The organism is Turicibacter bilis, from assembly GCF_024499055.1.
In the GTDB taxonomy this organism is placed as follows: Bacteria; Bacillota_I; Bacilli_A; order MOL361; family Turicibacteraceae; genus Turicibacter; species Turicibacter bilis.
Map to the genome: position 1 here is coordinate 814,648 of NZ_CP071249.1, position 15,418 is coordinate 830,065.

Genomic DNA, 15,418 nt, shown 5'->3' on the forward strand with positions numbered 1-15,418 from the left:
GATAAGGCTCGATACAGCGATGTATCGAGCCTTCCTTTTATTCAACTTGTATCACCTATTATACTTACGCAACCAAACATAACATTTTTTGCTTGCCATAGTTGGTAGAACTTTTGAAAAGTCAAGCGTATAATGAGAGTAGGAGGTGTGAAAAGTATGAAAATGCAGAAAAGTAATATCGCCTATAATTTGACTACACTGCGTCAACTTAATAAATTTTCCCAAGAAGAAGTAGCCGAGCGAATTGGTGTTTCCCGGCAGGCTGTTGCAAAATGGGAAGCAGGCCAATCAGTACCCGATATCCTGAATTGTGACGCGCTGGCAAAACTATATGATGTGGAACTCGACGACCTGATCCATTACGACCAAGGGCAGACTGGCGAAAGCATACCGCCTAAGGGTAAGCACATATTCGGAACTGTTCGTGTGGGGGAACGCGGTCAGATTGTACTTCCCAAGCAGGCCAGAGACGTATTCAAAATTAAGCCCGGAGATATGTTAGTTGTTTTAGGGGATGAAGAACCGGAACATCCGGGAATTGCACTGATGAAAGAAGATTTTTTTCTGGGTATTGCTCAATTATTCAAAACTGCTTTGAATATGGCAGATACACAAGACGGAAAGGAGAAAAAATAATGGAAGCTGTATTGAGCGTCCAGAGTATCAATAAGCACTACCCCGGATTTGCTCTGGAAAATGTCAGCTTTTCTCTTGCGCCTAACCGTATTATGGGGCTGATTGGTAAAAACGGAGCGGGGAAAAGTACAACCTTAAAGGCTATTCTCAACATGGTGTCGCCAGAAAGTGGGAATGTCACCATGTTCCAAAAGAATTTCTATCAGTATGAAAAAGAGTGCAAGCAACGCATAGGCGTTGTGTTTGGTGGGATTGACTTTTATCCGTTGAAGAAGCTCTCTACTATTACGGCTGTTACTCAAAAATTTTACACGGACTGGGATGAGGAGCAGTATCAAAAATATATCAAGCGTTTTGCTTTGAATGAAAGTAAAAAATTCAAAGAACTTTCAAACGGAATGAAAGTAAAATACCTGCTTGCACTGGCATTGTCCCATCATGCCGAGTTACTGATTTTGGATGAACCGACTTCTGGTCTGGACCCGGTATCCCGTGAGGAATTGCTTCATATTTTTCGGCAAATTGTGAAAAACGAAAAATGTTCTATTCTGTTTTCTACACATATTACTTCTGATTTGGATAGATGTACAGATGATATTACCTATATTCAGAATGGGCGGGTATTGCAAAGCGCAGATAAAGATACATTTTTGCGTTCCTTTGAGCATTTGAAAACCCCAGATGATTCGGGGCCGCTCACTTTGGAAGAAATTATGCTGCGTACAGAAAGGAGTGAATGGGACGATGACATTACTGTATAAGGAAATGAGGCTTGTAGCCCATCCAACCTCAATTGTTTTTGCCTTTTTAGGCTGTCTTGTTCTGGTGCCATCCTATCCTTACAGTGTAATTTTTATGTTTGGCTGTTTAGCACCTTACATCACTTTTTTGAATGCGCGAGAAACAAATGATGTCTGGTACACAGCCGTTTTACCAGTAACAAAACGGGAAAGTGTTCTGGGGAAATGCCTGCTTGTCGTTTTCTTTCAGCTATTTCAACTGCTTTTCTCTATCCCGTTTGCACTTTTGCGAAATACCATGAATATAGCAAATAACCCCGTAGGTTTAGACGCAACCGTTGCATGGTATGGTTTTGGATTTATCTTATATGCGGTGTTCGACTTGGTATTTCTCACGGCATTTTATAAAAGCGGCTACAAAGTCGGAAAATCATTTATCCTTGCAGCAATTCCTATGGTTTTTCTCATGGTAGCGATAGAAGCCACTTCCTACATCCCCGCGCTTGTTTGGATGGATAGCTACCAGCCAGAGCATTTGCTGATACAGTTGCCGATTTTAATAGTCGGGATTGTCTGCTATGGCGTATTTGTTCCATTAGCGTATCGAATTTCCGCAAAACGTTTTGAAAAAGTTGATTTGTAAAATCGAAATATTAGCAAAGCCAGCCGAGCCAGTCAACGGTCAAGATGAACGGCGCATATGCACCCGCCGTTGACAGCCCCGCCCGCCTTTGATGGCAGGCGATCAAAGGACGACAGCAATGAGTGCTGCTACAACATATAAAATTTATGAAAAGTGCAATAAGATTCTGCAAAATCAAAATATGCAATTTAAATCGTTAAGCGGCGGCTTTGCAGAACACCTCAAAGTCGCCGCTTCTATATATCATATTCTTTTATACCTGTATCTCCGTTCCATCCTTGAATGTCACTCGGATATCCTTCTCACTGTAAACCGTCACGAAATCCACCAGGCTTGACCACAGCCGCTCATCAAACTGTGTAACCGGCTCCTGTGTCTCCACCGTGTGCAGAAACTGCTCCAGCAGCTTCTTTCGGTCGGCTTTGTCGGCAATCGCCTGAGTCACTTCATCGAACCGCGTCTTGACCGTTTCATAACGGCTGACCAGCCCATTGTATCGCTCGGTATATTCATCCTGGTCGAGAGCCGTCCGGGCGTTCTCTGCCACGCACCGTTCCACCAGCCCCACCACAACCTCCAGTTCTTCCTTCAGTTCTGCCTGACGCTTTTCCAGTTCTGTGCTGTCGCACAGCATGACAATGACCATCCGCGTATTGGCGGTCAGCTCATCTCTCTCTGACAGCAGGATATTGGTCGCCCGGACAAAAGCACCCTTGACCTGTTTCTCTGTGACGTGGGGCGTGCCGCAGGTCTTGCCGCCCTTATACTTATGGTTGCACTGATAGATAACTCGGCGGTATTTATCTGTGGAGTGCCATACCTTCGAGCCGTACCAACATCCGCATTCGCCGCATTTGATCTTGGAGGAAAACATACTCACGCCGCTGTAGCGGTGCTTATCCTTCATCCGCCGCGCCATCTCCGCCTGGACATAGTCGAAGGTGGCAGGATCGATGATGGCTTCGTGGTTGCCCTCCACATAGTACTGCGGGACCTCGCCCTCGTTCTTTTTTGTTTTCTTCTGGAGGAAGTCCACCGTGAACTCCTTCTGCAGGAGCGCATCGCCTTTGTACTTTTCATTAGTAAGGATGCTGCGGACGGTGCTTTGGCTCCAGACTGCCTTGCCGCCCGGAGTCGGCAGTTTCCGCTCCGTCAGCTCCTTTGCGATGGCGTGGCAGGTCAGGCCATCCAGAAATAACTTGTAAATCAGCTTGACGGTCTTTGCCTGTTCCTGATTGACCACAAAGCCGCCGTTGGGACCCCGGTCGTACCCCAGGAACCGCTTGTAAGCCACGCTTGCCTTGCCATCGGCGAACCGCTTCCGCTGACCCCAGGTGGTGTTCTCCGAAATGCTCCGGCTCTCCTCCTGGGCAAGGCTGGACATGATTGTGATGAGCAGTTCTCCCTTGGCATCCAGCGTCCAGATGTTTTCCTTCTCAAAGTAGATTTCCACACCCTTTTCCTTCAGCGTCCGCACGGTGGTCAGGCTGTCCACTGTATTTCTGGCAAATCGGCTGACACTTTTTGTTACTATGAGGTCGATCTTCCCGGCAAGGGCATCCGCCACCATCGCCTTGAAGCCCTCGCGCCGCTTGGTATTGGTCGCAGAAATCCCTTCGTCCGTGTAGATAGCAACAAACTCCCAATCGTCCCGCCCCTTGATGTAATTCGTGTAATAGTCCACCTGCGCTTCGTAGCTGGTGACCTGGTCTTCGTGGTCGGTGGAGACGCGGGCATAACCGGCGACACGGCGTTTCCGCTTGCTGCCAATAGGAACGGCAGTATATTTGGTGATGGTCGCCGGAATCGCCGTTACTTTTCTCTGCGCCATTTGTCTCCACGCTCCTTCCGTAATTGCTTCATGTGTTCGCTCATCTGCCGGCGCCGCTCTGGCGTATAGGCGCCCTTAATGGATTCCTTAAATTTTGCCCTCTGCTCCTCAGTCCAAGGCCGCCCCACGCGTTCCGGCGGCTGCCAGTTGCGGCTTACGGTTCTGCCATCCTTAAAACAGAAGCGGAGTTCTGAAGAGGAAAGCACCTCAACTCGGTCGATCTTCTCACGAAAAGCGGCGGCGTCAAACGCATCCAGCCCAAGTACCTCTGCGGCCATCTGTTCCAGCAAATCCTCCCGCAGGCTGGGGGAATCGCAACCGTTATGCTCTGCGCACCGCCAGTGGCTGACCTTGCTGCCATCTTTGCAGTTCCGTGTTGCCTTGCGGAAATTACAGCCGCAGGATACGCACTTTATCTTCCCCGTGAAGCAGGATGCACCGATGGGATTCGTGCCGTTCTTGCGCCGTTTCATGGACACTTCAGCACGCCGCTCCGGTGTCCAGCAGTCCCGATGCCCCGTGTTCAGGCAGTCCTTTGTTACCACATTGCCGTCCGCCATGTGAAACTCCAGCGTATAGCGTTCTGGCACATCGATATGGTCCACCTTTTCCAAAAAGATAGCTTCATCAAATTCATCAAGCCCCAGAACTTCCGTACAGACTTTAACCATGTTTTTGTGGTTGATGGTGCCGCCCACAGGACAGCCGGTTCCTTTCTTCTTTTTCTTCTTGCTGCCACAGTTCCAGAACTCCATATCGCCACGGTCTGTCCGCTTGTTGTGCATATAGCTCTGACCGCAGTATGGGCATTTGATTTTTCCTGTAAAGCAGGATGTGTTCAGACTCTTATTTGCCAGTGCGCCAAGTTCCCTGCGCCTTGCCATCTCCTCCTGCACAAAGTCAAAAGTGGCCTTGTCGATTATGGCAGGATGGGTGTCCTCCACATAGTACTGCGGAAGTTCCCCTCGGTTCTTTTTCCGCTGCTTGGAGATTGGGTCGGAGATAAACTCCTTTTGCAGGAGCAGGTTCCCCGTGTAGGTCACATTGGTCAGTACCACCTTGATGTTGGAATCTACCCAACGGCAGCCGTCCCTGGTTGTGATGCCCTCGGCAGCAAGCTCCCGCTCGGTTTCCAGCCTGGATTTCCCGTCCAGGAAGTTCCGGAAGATTCTCTTTACAACCTCCGCTTCCTCTGGCACGATGACCAGTTCATCGCCCTCCCATCGATAACCGTAGATGCGGAAGTGGCCGTTTGGGATGCCGTTTTGCATCCTTTTTCGGATGCCCCATTTCACATTGTCGGAAATGCTGCGGCTCTCCTCCTGGGCAAAGGACGCCAGGATGGTCAGCATCAGTTCGCCGTCCCCATCCATCGAGCGTATGCGTTCTTTCTCGAACTGCACCTCAACGCCTAAATCCTTCAAATGCCGCACCGTTTCCAGAAGATCCACCGTATTCCTGGCAAACCGTGAAATGCTCTTTGTCAGGATGATGTCTATCTTGCCTGCCTCGCAGTCGGCAAGCATCCGTTTGAACTCATCGCGCTTTACCGTGTTGGTACCGGAAATAAAATCATCTGCATAGACCCCGGCATACTCCCAGTCTGGGTTCTTCTGGATCAGCCCGCTGTAGTAGCTCACCTGTGCGGAAAGGGAGTGGAGCATCCGTTCCGACTGCATGGACACTCTGGCGTAAGCGGCTACCTTCTTCTTTTCCCGGATGGCGGGTACAGCCGCTTCGATTTTTCTTAAATTCGGCATGAAATCACGCTCCTTTCCGCTACTATACATCACTCTAAAAGGCTGTAAAGTCAACAGATTTCAGAGAATAATGTGCCGAAAAGAGGGCGGTATTTTGCCAGGAACATTGTATCAATCTGACGGTACTCTTCCTCGGTGATAAGCCCCTCCGCAAGCATCTTTCTGACCATGCTCATGGTCGCCTGGTAGAGCTTTTCCTGTCTCATCTGCTCCTTACTCATCCGCGCCACCTCCGAACCGGTGCCGGATGTAGCACGCATGGCTGCAGTACTTCCTCGCCGCCTGTCCATAGACAGAAAAAGTCTTACCGCAGCCGGCACAGGTGACCTCCCGAATCACCCTGCGGTCAACCTTATCCAGATGGGCGTTCCACCATTTGTTCCTGCACTTGTCAGAGCAGAACTTCTTTTCCTTCCGGCCGGCGTTCTGCGCCACAGGCGTTCCGCAGCAAAGGCACTGATGCTCGTCCGCTCCAGTGACCGGCTTATCCTCTTTCTGTGCGTTCCTGCGGCAGAAGGATTTTACTGTATTTTCTGAGATCCCGACTTTCCGGGCGATTGCTCCATAGCCCATGCCCTGCGCCCGGAGAGAGGACACGATCATTCTCTGTTCGTTCGTCACCGCTGTCCCTCCAATCTGTAACCTTCTATTTCTGAAAGGACAGAAACCGGGAATTTCAGCGGATAAAAAAAGACCCGTGCGCAGCCGACCATAGAGAGCCGATTGCACACGGGTTTTTTTGTTTCCTTATTCGGTTTTCACTGCATAGTCCAGAGAAATCCATCCCGCGCCGGACTTCAGCCGTCCCCAGCCAGCAGAGGACCCCTGGCCGGACTGAACCTCCACAATGGTAAACACGCCCTTGCCGGTAAACTTACCGGTCTTGGCATAGTCCGTCCCTGGCCCTTTGCGGATGTTCAAATCGGAGATACTGACCTTGACGGTAAACGGCACATCCGGTGCCGTCTGCGTTGATGTGTTCGGTGTGTAGATGTTTACACCGTTATTATCGAACACGCTATATCCCGGATTGGCATCAGCGCACTTCTTGGCATTAGAGAGGATTTTGTATGCGCCTTTCTGCGATTTGCTGTCAGACCATGCCTTACGGACACGGTAATAGCCCTCTGTCAGCTTTTCAGGATACTCAGTCTCGGTGCCCTCGGATGCCCCGCCGCCAAGCTGTGCTGTGACCTTTGCGGCAAGATCACCCATCCGGGCATACATCCAACTGCCCGGACAGGACTTGTTGGCAAACCAGCGATGAACAGTCAGCACCATCTCATCAGACTTCGGCTCATAACTGAGTGTCTTATCCTTATCACCCAGCCAGAGGAGCTTTTTCTTGCCGTTGCGCTTGCAGATATCCACGCAGAGCTTAATGAGCGTCTGGTAGACCACATCCTTAAAGGCATACGGCTCTGTGGTATCGGACGCGCACTCGATGGTGACCGCCCGCTGGTCGTTGGCGCTGGAGGAGGAACACCAGGAGCGGTTTTTCTCCTCCACATACATTCCCACACGACCGTCCACGCCGATGCCATAGTTGCAGCTTGCCTGTCTGGAAGTCGGCAAGAAGATATTGCCCAGCGTCTCCACCGAGCATTGCCCCACCACGCAGTGGGGCGTAATGCGGTCGATAGAAGTATAATAAATATATGATTTGTTCAACATTAGGCAAACCATTGATATTATTAGATTTACAATAAGATAATTCAAAAATTCCAAGTTGAACACTCATCAGTAAAATATTTTTTTCATTATTAATATTATAAATTTCATTTTTGTTCAACCTCAAACGTATCTTTAACAAAAAATTGGTTATGATATTAATATGATAAAATTTTATATTGTACAACATTTTCAAAGTGGAGCGATTCTATGATTGTAGTAAAAGAAAGAAAATACAGTAATGAAATATATTTCGAGACTGAAGTCTATGAAGACAATAATCTTATCTGCACCAATTCCATTAATTATAAATCGGTTATTCGAGAAACAAATGAAATAACCTATTTGCTTCTTTATACACCTCAGATGGAACCTGTTTCTGAAGTATTTGGTTTCTTAAATTCAAATAAAATCAATCAATCTATTAATTCAAGAATTAAGTCGTTACAAGCCTTAAAACTACTATACTGTTATCAAAGTATCATTTCGAAAGAATTGAAAGATTTTGACACCTCAGATATAAACGGATTAAAAATCTTCTTGAAAGGCCTCTCTCCTAAAGGTAGTTTTATTAAATTTGAATTAACTACTTCAAGAAATAATGAAACAGTTAATGGATATTTATCTGTTTATAGACAGTTTTTAGAGTATCTTGATTTCGAAAATAAAGCTTTATTTCAAAAAAGTAATCGTAAAACATTAGTCTCTCTTCCTGATTGGGAAGTCGACTATTCTGTCAATAAATTTCAGTCCAATGAAAGAATTCCAAGAAAGATGGTAGAAGTTCCAAGATATATCTCGGTCGAGGAGTTTCAAAAAATCATCGCTGAAATACGATCTAATTATGGAAAAAAAGAAGAAATTATTGTCCGTTTAATGTATCAATGTGGTTGTCGAATCGGTGAAGTTTTAGGCGCTACTGGGGATGACTTTGTTGTTGAAAAAATCAAAGATGAGTATGTTACTACTTTTTATATCCGCAATCGTTTTTCAGATAAAAAATTTCAATTAGCGAAAACATGTATGAAGATTGTTGATAAAAAACAGTATCATTTAAAAGATTACAAGTCACCTGGGTATGGTTATCAAAAAGTGATTATCCCTGAAGATCTTTATGATCTTATCAATGAATACATTGAAGAAGCACATTCAATGGCAAGAGAATTGAAATATGATAATTATTACAAAAACACAATTGCAGATCGAGTATCTTCATCTGATGATTATGAGGATGAGAACTATTATGTCTTTATCAACTCTCAAGGAAGACCCCTTTCGCAAACTCTATGGAACAATACTCTGAGAAAAATTTGTACCACTGTCGGGATTGAATTGGATAAAGATACTAAAGAGCATAACCTAAACCATAGATTTCGGCATGGATTCGCTATGTTTAATGTCCAATATCTCAATTGTAAAGCATTAGAATTAAAGGAAAGAATGCGCCATAGCAATCTTTTATCTGTAAGTCGATATTTCCGCCCTACTCTTTCTGATCAAATTCAAATTAAAACTGATTTCGCCCATAGCTTGTATGAAGTCATCCCAGAATTAAAACTAAAGGAGTGAGTTGAATGACAACCATGTATGAAAATTTAAACGCTGATGTATTTTTAGATTACAATACCTATGAAGTAGTTCAGTTATTCTGTCACTATCTATACAATACATCAGGATACTACTCATCTAAGGCATCTAAATTAGCAAGTTGGCAAGGGAATAAAGAAGCTATTTTAAATTATCTTACTTCATTAAAACTAAATACACTCTCATCGGAATTTATCATTAATCTTTATAGCAAGGGAGGCTTTAAAACTGGAGAATGCTTATTTTTAAATCGATTCTGGGTTTATCTCGTTGAGAATAATTACACGAATGATGAAAAAATTAAGCGACTGATTACCTTTAAACAACGCATTACAACAAAAGCTAACGAAAAAGATGTTCTCAGAATTTTAACTTACGGACCATTTGAGCAATATCTAAGTGAAAATCCACTTCACGAACCAAAAGCCGATAAATTATTTTTCTGTACATTACCTGATATACCCTTTGTTGATCCCACTATGAAGGAACTTTCTGAAGAATATATAGAGCACATTAAATTCAACTCCAGCTCTACTCAAGGAAGTAGATTAAATGAATGCTTTAATTTTTTTGTTATCGTCAAAAATATTTTAAATGAGCTAACACTTCAACATCTGACACTTCCTAAATTGTACTCTTCACTAAACTCCATCTCGTCAAGTATGAATAATGGTGTAACACTACAACTGTCAAGATTTCTGCTATTTTTAGAAGAAAAAGGATTAATTTTCAATGAAGATATCTCATCATTTTTAAAATTAAAAGCTTACCTGTTAGTAGGTGTTAAAAAGGAAACTTACCTTGAGTTGCTATCTTCCTCAAAAATAAATCAATACACTTTACTGCCAGTTTGCAAAAAGAATAAAACATACAATTATTTGGCGTTTATTAATATTGAATGTCAAGAAGTGTTCGATATTTGGTTAGATTATGCAAAGAAAAGCACATATAGAACTGTTGGTTTTTTAACAGTATGCCGAGAGTTTGATACATCTCTGCAAGGGATTAAACTAAATTCATTATCAGATTTATCTTTTGAAACTTATCAGACACAACTCAAATATTTTGAAAAGTATAATTGTGTTAATTATATTGCCCCAATCACAGCTTTTTATTTACACATTGCTCTGAATTACAATAATCGGCTTTTTGAGAGTTCAGGCATAGATACAAAATTATTACAAAGACAACGAATCTCCCAAGAACTATTGGAAGGTTATGAAATTATTTCATACAATCCTATTGAACCTGTACCTGAAGCAGATAAATGGCTATTATCTTACACAGGAATGGAAGATACCAACACGTCAATTATCACAACATCTTCTCAAACTATTGATTTTTCAACAATCAAATCTGAAACTTATCGTCAATGGTTTAAACATTATGTTTGGACAAATAATACCAGCCTGTATAATAAGTTTAAAAGTTTTTCTACTATCAGGTATTTCTTTAATTATATTACGGCATTAAAGTCAGGATTTGAATTATCCATCTATACTTCAAAAAATGATAATGAAGATATTACTGCAAATGAAATTTTCGCCTATAAAAACCACATCTTAAATATACATGAGAATAACAGAACAAGAAATTCCTACATTTATATCCCTCGTTCTATTTTAAATCATGTTAACGATAATAATCTTGCGACATTTGAAAGTGCGATTTTCTATCATTTAAGTTATAAGTTAAGCAGTAACTATGATAACGCACTCGCTATTCCAGATTCAGAGCTACAAAAACTTTCTAACTTAATGAAAGAAAATGCGCTGAAATCTCCAATTTATGCTGTTTATTATTCTATTTTCTATATTGCTTTAGAAACAGAATTTAGAAGTTCTCAAATTTTAACTTTAACTATTGATTGTGTACAAGAAACTGCGAAAAAAAATCAATATGTTATCATGTCAAAAACAAAAGTTAGTGCTGGAAGCATGATGGAACAACCGATTACCACATATGTGAAGAAACATATCGATGAGATTATAAAACTAACAAATACCTTTCGAGCTGACTGTTCAATCACTGAATTAAAAAACTATCTCTTCTTGGTTCCTGCATCTAAAAGTGGTACTTATAAGATTTTAGACAGAGATAGTTTCAATAAATATCTCAAACTATGTTGTAAGGAATTAAATATCCCAGAGTATACCCTCAGCAACCTTAGAGATACTCATATGACAAAAGCTGAAGAATTCATAATTAGAAATTCAATGTCTGAAGTTGAGCAAAGTATATTATCAGGACATAAATCATCAATTACTACTTCTAAGCATTATATTGATACGCCTTTAAGAGATTTATTAGAATCTGTACATGGTGTAATAATTGGAAATGTTGATATTAAAGGACAAATTATTAAAAACTTACCTTCTGAACTTGCCACTAATGAAAATAAAGTCTCAAATGGCTGTGGGTATTGTAACAGTTCAAGTTGTCATAACCTAACTTATTTAGATTGTCTGCTATGTAATGATTTTGTTACAACACTTGATCGAATCCCATATTTTCAAGAGCAAATAAAGATTATTGATAAAAAACTCGAAACTGTACATGTTCAACACGATAAAGAAGATTTGATTAATGTAAAAAGGCTCTTAGTGAGTTATCTGAGCAGATTATTACAACTACAGGAGGCTATTACTAATAATGAATAACGTAATTACACTTGCTGAATTAGATTTAGAATATGAGGTACCTGCTGATTATGCCATCAATACAAATGCTACAAAATCCTATCTCAACCAACTAAAAGAAATTAATCGACTTCCTTTCAACAAGGGCACATTTTACTACTCTGATAAGGTATGGAATTTTGCAGACTATACTTCTTTAAATGTTAGTAAACGGAAAATGAAATTTAATTTTGATAAGGTGTGTCAAACTTTTAAAGATGATATGAAGAATTATGTTTTAATAAAAATTCTTGAAAATGATTTAAAAGTTCAAAGCATCCATCGTTCTTTCGGGATACTAAATCGTTTTTTTAAATTTGTAGAAGCTAAAGGATTTTATTATGTAGAAGATATCTCAATAAACGTTATTAAAGAGTTTTTATCAGGAGAAGCAGCAAAGTCTCCTGATGCACTTAGACGCGCTAAAAGCACTCTTAAAAGCTTTTATGACTATTATTCTTCGAATTTTAACGATTTAATAACAACAGAATTGATGGATACATTAAGTTTAGGAGATTTTCGAGCGTACAAAGCATTGAAGGAGCAAAGCAAGACCCCTGATATCCCTAAAGATTATTTTGATAATTTTTTAAGTGCTGTAATATCGATTATTGATGATGAAAATGCTCCTTTAAGTATTCGAGCAACTGCCTGTTTGTATTTAATCTTAAGCCAAACAGGTCTACGAATTAGTGAAGTCCTTTCCTTAGAAGTAGAGGCATTAGACTCAATCAAAATATTCAACGGAGAAGAAGCACATTATCTAAAATATAAAACTTGGAAATCTGAAGATGGTAATAATTCTTATAGAATAATCAAAATTTATGTTAATGAATTAACTAAAAAGGGATATAGCACACTTTTTAAACTTCACGAATCAAAAAGAAATGAACTGAAGTTACCCTATCTTTACATGGGGGGACCATTAATGAAAAAACCAAGTCAATTTCCAGTTGAGATTGACGCTTTTTCGAAATTACAAAAAAGATTTTATGTGTATTTAAACTCCTACTTTCCTACCATTAATGTTCCAAAAACAACTTATCCAGAACTGACATACGCTAAAGTTGATAAAAATAAAGCTATTATTGCTGCACATCCAGATGCTAAAACGTTGACTTATCCTTCTAACCATCAATTTAGAGTTCACGTCTGTACAGAACTTTATAATAAAGGTGTTCCTCTTAAGTATATTCAAAAGTTTATGGCTCATCTCTCATCAGATATGGAAGGTTATTATGTGAGACCAACTAAAAAAGATCCTCAGGAGGATATGAATTTCTCCTTAACTACACTTGAAAAAATTGTAACTGGAGAAATAAAACCTCTTGGTGGCGATAGCGGTCTATCTGAGAAGATTCAAGAGTTTATTGAGGCTAATAAGTACAATGTTAAAACCGATTTAAAGGAAATTTGTAATGAATTAGCACAAAAAATTCCGATTAGACAGAAAACAGGTGGAGTTTGCATTAAATCCTCTATGCTTAGGGAATGCTCGAAAGATGCTAAAACGAATGAGTTTTATTGTGCATACGGCGTTTGCCCTAATATTTTTCACTTCTATTATATGGCTGATGTTTCCTATCGCCAAACTAAAGAATTAGCTGAAACAATCACCATTAATCGAGAACGAGGTCTTTTAAAACAGGTTCAAAAAGAGTTAAATATGTTAAATACTATTCTTCATAGTAAGTTACTTCCTGAATTAGATGAGTTAAAGAGTGTGATAAGCGAAAAAGGTGCTTTAACTATTCTAAAAGAGTATCCCGACTTAAAAGATATTATTGAAAACTTAGAGCAAATAGATGAGGAGGTCATTACATGGAAATCCATGATTGCATCAAAGAAAAAATAGAGGCCATTGGTGAAGATTATGATTCACTCAAACCTTTCATGCAGGAATATCTTCAAAAAATAGAAGCCATCATTGCAGAAAAAACACAAACCAAAGAAGCCGCCATTAACACATTAAAAAGCAATTCTTTTTCTGTTTCTTCAATCTCTAAAGAATTAGGTTGTTCACGAACGACGCTATACAATCACAATCAGCTCCTAAAACGCTATATAGAGCATTCTATGGACGTTTTCGAACAAGATAACCCATTTACCCTAAACGATGTCTTATCCGCCTCTAAGAGCCGATTACAAGAGCAAATCAACCTTATGATTGATCGAGACATCTCAATTGAGGTTCTTAAACAGGAAAAATCAGAACTTACCAAATTACTTAAAGAAAAAAATAAAGAAATATCTCGATTACAAGCCCGTGTAAATGAACTTTCAGTTCAACTTCATCAAATTAATATTTCTGGTAAAAATAATAATGGACAAATTATTCCTATCAAAAGCAAATAAAAAAATGAGTTAAGCTAAATTGCTTAACTCATTTTTATTACTTAACACTCTTCAATATCAGGCATGAACGCCTCTTTTAAACTTGCTTCAAACAAGCGCGTAGTGTAAGTCTTCATTTCTTCTGCTTTTCCCTCTAACTGATCACAATTAGCCATTAATTCATCTAATTTAGCGACAATACGTTCTTGTTCAGTTAAAGGTGGGAGTGCAAATACATAGTTTTTTAAGAATTCAGCATTAACACGTTGTTGTCCTGCTGTTCCTAAGTATGTTAACTTTCCTCCATTTATAAATTCAGGAGAATTAACAAGGGCGAGTAAATATCCTGGAAGTATAGTATTATTATAACTTCTTAATGTAATAACCTCAGTTGTGCCTGAACCTATTCCATTTGGCAAATCTTTTACAATTGTAGATTTTCTATTTTCAAAACAAGGTGTAATCTTAGCGAATATTACATCATCATTAGCAAAATGAGTATAGCCCGATTTTACTTGCTCCCATTTTCGCGTTTCAAAAGTATGATTATTAGCGAACCCATCGCTGATCAGTGTCATAGGAATAAATCCAACTAACGAATCATTATCAGCTTTATTTCTTGGATTAAATTGGGCAACATTCCCTAACCTTACCCACTCCCATCCCTCAGGTAATTCATAAGGTTTTTCTTCATCTGTAATCGGTGGTAATTCCTTTTGTTTTTTAATAACTTTTTCCTTAATTAATCGCTCTTTTTCAGCCTTAATTTGTTCTAATAAAATGGAAGCTGGTTCATCATTTTCATCTTGTGGGACTAATTCTCCACGGATCGCTTCTTGTAACAAAGCTTCACGCATTTTTTTCGTATAGTTCAATTGAGATTCGGCATGAGAAAGTAACGAATCTTTTGTTTCAGACAATTGTTCTAATTTTTGAACGATTTGATCTTGAATGTAAAGTGGTGGGAGAGGGATAATTTTGTTTAATAATTCTTCTTGTGTAATTCCCTTAACAGTAGTCCCTGTTCCCTCTATTGATAAAGTTTTTATTGCATAGTATAAATATTCAATAGAACAATTGTTAATTAAGGAAATAGCTTTTAAATCTTGATTAATAGTTGTTTTAATTTTATTTATAAGCACTTTTCCTAAACCAACACGCGTACAAACAATTAATTGATTCTCGGGAATTAGCTTAATGTTTGTATTTTCAAGAGCGTGTTCAGTAATCCGATCAATTGTATTTTCTAAGTATTTGTAGTCCTTCAAATCCTTCACACTCGCCCATGGAATAGAACCATTCCAAAATAAATCATTTTGTTTGGAAGGAGTAGAACCGCCGGAGATATCTTTTATATATTCGCCTAACCTTACCCACTCCCATCCCTCAGGTAAGTCATAAGGTTTTTCTTCTTCTGTAATAGGTGGAAGTGGCTTAGATTTCTTAATGGCTTTTTCTTTAATTAAACGTTCTTTTTCAGCTTGAATATGTTTTAAAAGTTCACTTGCCGGAAGGTAATATAATTCTTCGTTTGTCAT

The 15,418-nt window shown here is 40.1% G+C and carries 13 protein-coding genes; 7 read left to right on the forward strand and 6 right to left on the reverse strand.

Features of this window, described 5'->3' with window-relative positions; translation table 11 throughout:
• The first annotated feature begins 156 nt into the window (after positions 1 to 156).
• Genes J0J69_RS03805 through J0J69_RS03815 form a run of 3 tightly spaced genes read left to right on the forward strand, consistent with a single transcriptional unit; the run spans position 157 to position 2,019 of the window.
• Positions 157 to 636 carry a helix-turn-helix domain-containing protein gene (locus J0J69_RS03805; RefSeq protein WP_009269235.1) on the forward strand — a complete coding sequence of 160 codons (480 nt, stop codon included), beginning with the start codon at positions 157 to 159 and terminating at the stop codon, positions 634 to 636.
• On the forward strand, positions 636 to 1,397 hold the full coding sequence (locus J0J69_RS03810; protein ID WP_009269236.1) for an ABC transporter ATP-binding protein: 762 nt from the start codon (positions 636 to 638) through the stop codon (positions 1,395 to 1,397). Before J0J69_RS03805 ends, J0J69_RS03810 begins: the two co-directional genes overlap by 1 nt.
• A complete protein-coding gene (locus tag J0J69_RS03815) occupies positions 1,381 to 2,019 on the forward strand; it encodes an ABC-2 transporter permease (RefSeq protein WP_009269237.1) in 639 nt (212 codons plus the stop codon). The genes J0J69_RS03810 and J0J69_RS03815 overlap by 17 nt, the downstream gene beginning before the upstream one ends.
• Positions 2,020 to 2,272: 253 nt before the next feature.
• On the opposite strand, the gene J0J69_RS03820 is transcribed toward J0J69_RS03815, so the two are convergent.
• From J0J69_RS03820 to J0J69_RS03840, 5 genes are all read right to left on the reverse strand, one after another.
• Positions 2,273 to 3,850, reverse strand: a complete 1,578-nt coding sequence (locus J0J69_RS03820; protein ID WP_009269238.1) for a recombinase family protein — start codon at positions 3,848 to 3,850, stop codon at positions 2,273 to 2,275.
• On the reverse strand, positions 3,832 to 5,610 hold the full coding sequence (locus tag J0J69_RS03825) for a recombinase family protein (RefSeq protein WP_009269239.1): 1,779 nt from the start codon (positions 5,608 to 5,610) through the stop codon (positions 3,832 to 3,834). The genes J0J69_RS03820 and J0J69_RS03825 overlap by 19 nt, the downstream gene beginning before the upstream one ends.
• Before the next feature lie 50 nt (positions 5,611 to 5,660).
• Complete coding sequence (locus J0J69_RS03830; RefSeq protein ID WP_165352913.1) at positions 5,661 to 5,831, reverse strand: SHOCT domain-containing protein; 171 nt, start codon at positions 5,829 to 5,831, stop codon at positions 5,661 to 5,663.
• Complete coding sequence (locus J0J69_RS03835) at positions 5,824 to 6,231, reverse strand: RNA polymerase sigma factor sigma-70 region 4 domain-containing protein (RefSeq protein ID WP_009269241.1); 408 nt, start codon at positions 6,229 to 6,231, stop codon at positions 5,824 to 5,826. Before J0J69_RS03835 ends, J0J69_RS03830 begins: the two co-directional genes overlap by 8 nt.
• 126 nt (positions 6,232 to 6,357) lie before the next feature.
• Positions 6,358 to 7,284: an N-acetylmuramoyl-L-alanine amidase gene (locus J0J69_RS03840; RefSeq protein ID WP_256637929.1), complete on the reverse strand. Its 927-nt coding sequence runs from the start codon at positions 7,282 to 7,284 to the stop codon at positions 6,358 to 6,360.
• A 207-nt stretch (positions 7,285 to 7,491) separates the two neighbouring features.
• Here J0J69_RS03840 and J0J69_RS03845 point away from each other — a divergent pair, with 207 nt between their 5' ends.
• From J0J69_RS03845 to J0J69_RS03860, 4 genes are read left to right on the forward strand one after another with little or no spacing between them, the layout of a single operon-like run.
• Positions 7,492 to 8,850, forward strand: coding sequence for a tyrosine-type recombinase/integrase (locus J0J69_RS03845; RefSeq protein WP_212725647.1), 1,359 nt, complete (start codon positions 7,492 to 7,494; stop codon positions 8,848 to 8,850).
• Positions 8,851 to 8,855: 5 nt separating this feature from the next.
• A complete protein-coding gene (locus tag J0J69_RS03850; RefSeq protein ID WP_212725648.1) occupies positions 8,856 to 11,528 on the forward strand; it encodes a tyrosine-type recombinase/integrase in 2,673 nt (890 codons plus the stop codon).
• Positions 11,521 to 13,401, forward strand: a complete 1,881-nt coding sequence (locus J0J69_RS03855) for a tyrosine-type recombinase/integrase (protein ID WP_212725649.1) — start codon at positions 11,521 to 11,523, stop codon at positions 13,399 to 13,401. The genes J0J69_RS03850 and J0J69_RS03855 overlap by 8 nt, the downstream gene beginning before the upstream one ends.
• A complete protein-coding gene (locus tag J0J69_RS03860; RefSeq protein WP_212725650.1) occupies positions 13,368 to 13,901 on the forward strand; it encodes a hypothetical protein in 534 nt (177 codons plus the stop codon). The genes J0J69_RS03855 and J0J69_RS03860 overlap by 34 nt, the downstream gene beginning before the upstream one ends.
• Before the next feature lie 41 nt (positions 13,902 to 13,942).
• On the opposite strand, the gene J0J69_RS03865 is transcribed toward J0J69_RS03860, so the two are convergent.
• Positions 13,943 to 15,418: a restriction endonuclease subunit S gene (locus tag J0J69_RS03865; RefSeq protein WP_212725651.1), complete on the reverse strand. Its 1,476-nt coding sequence runs from the start codon at positions 15,416 to 15,418 to the stop codon at positions 13,943 to 13,945.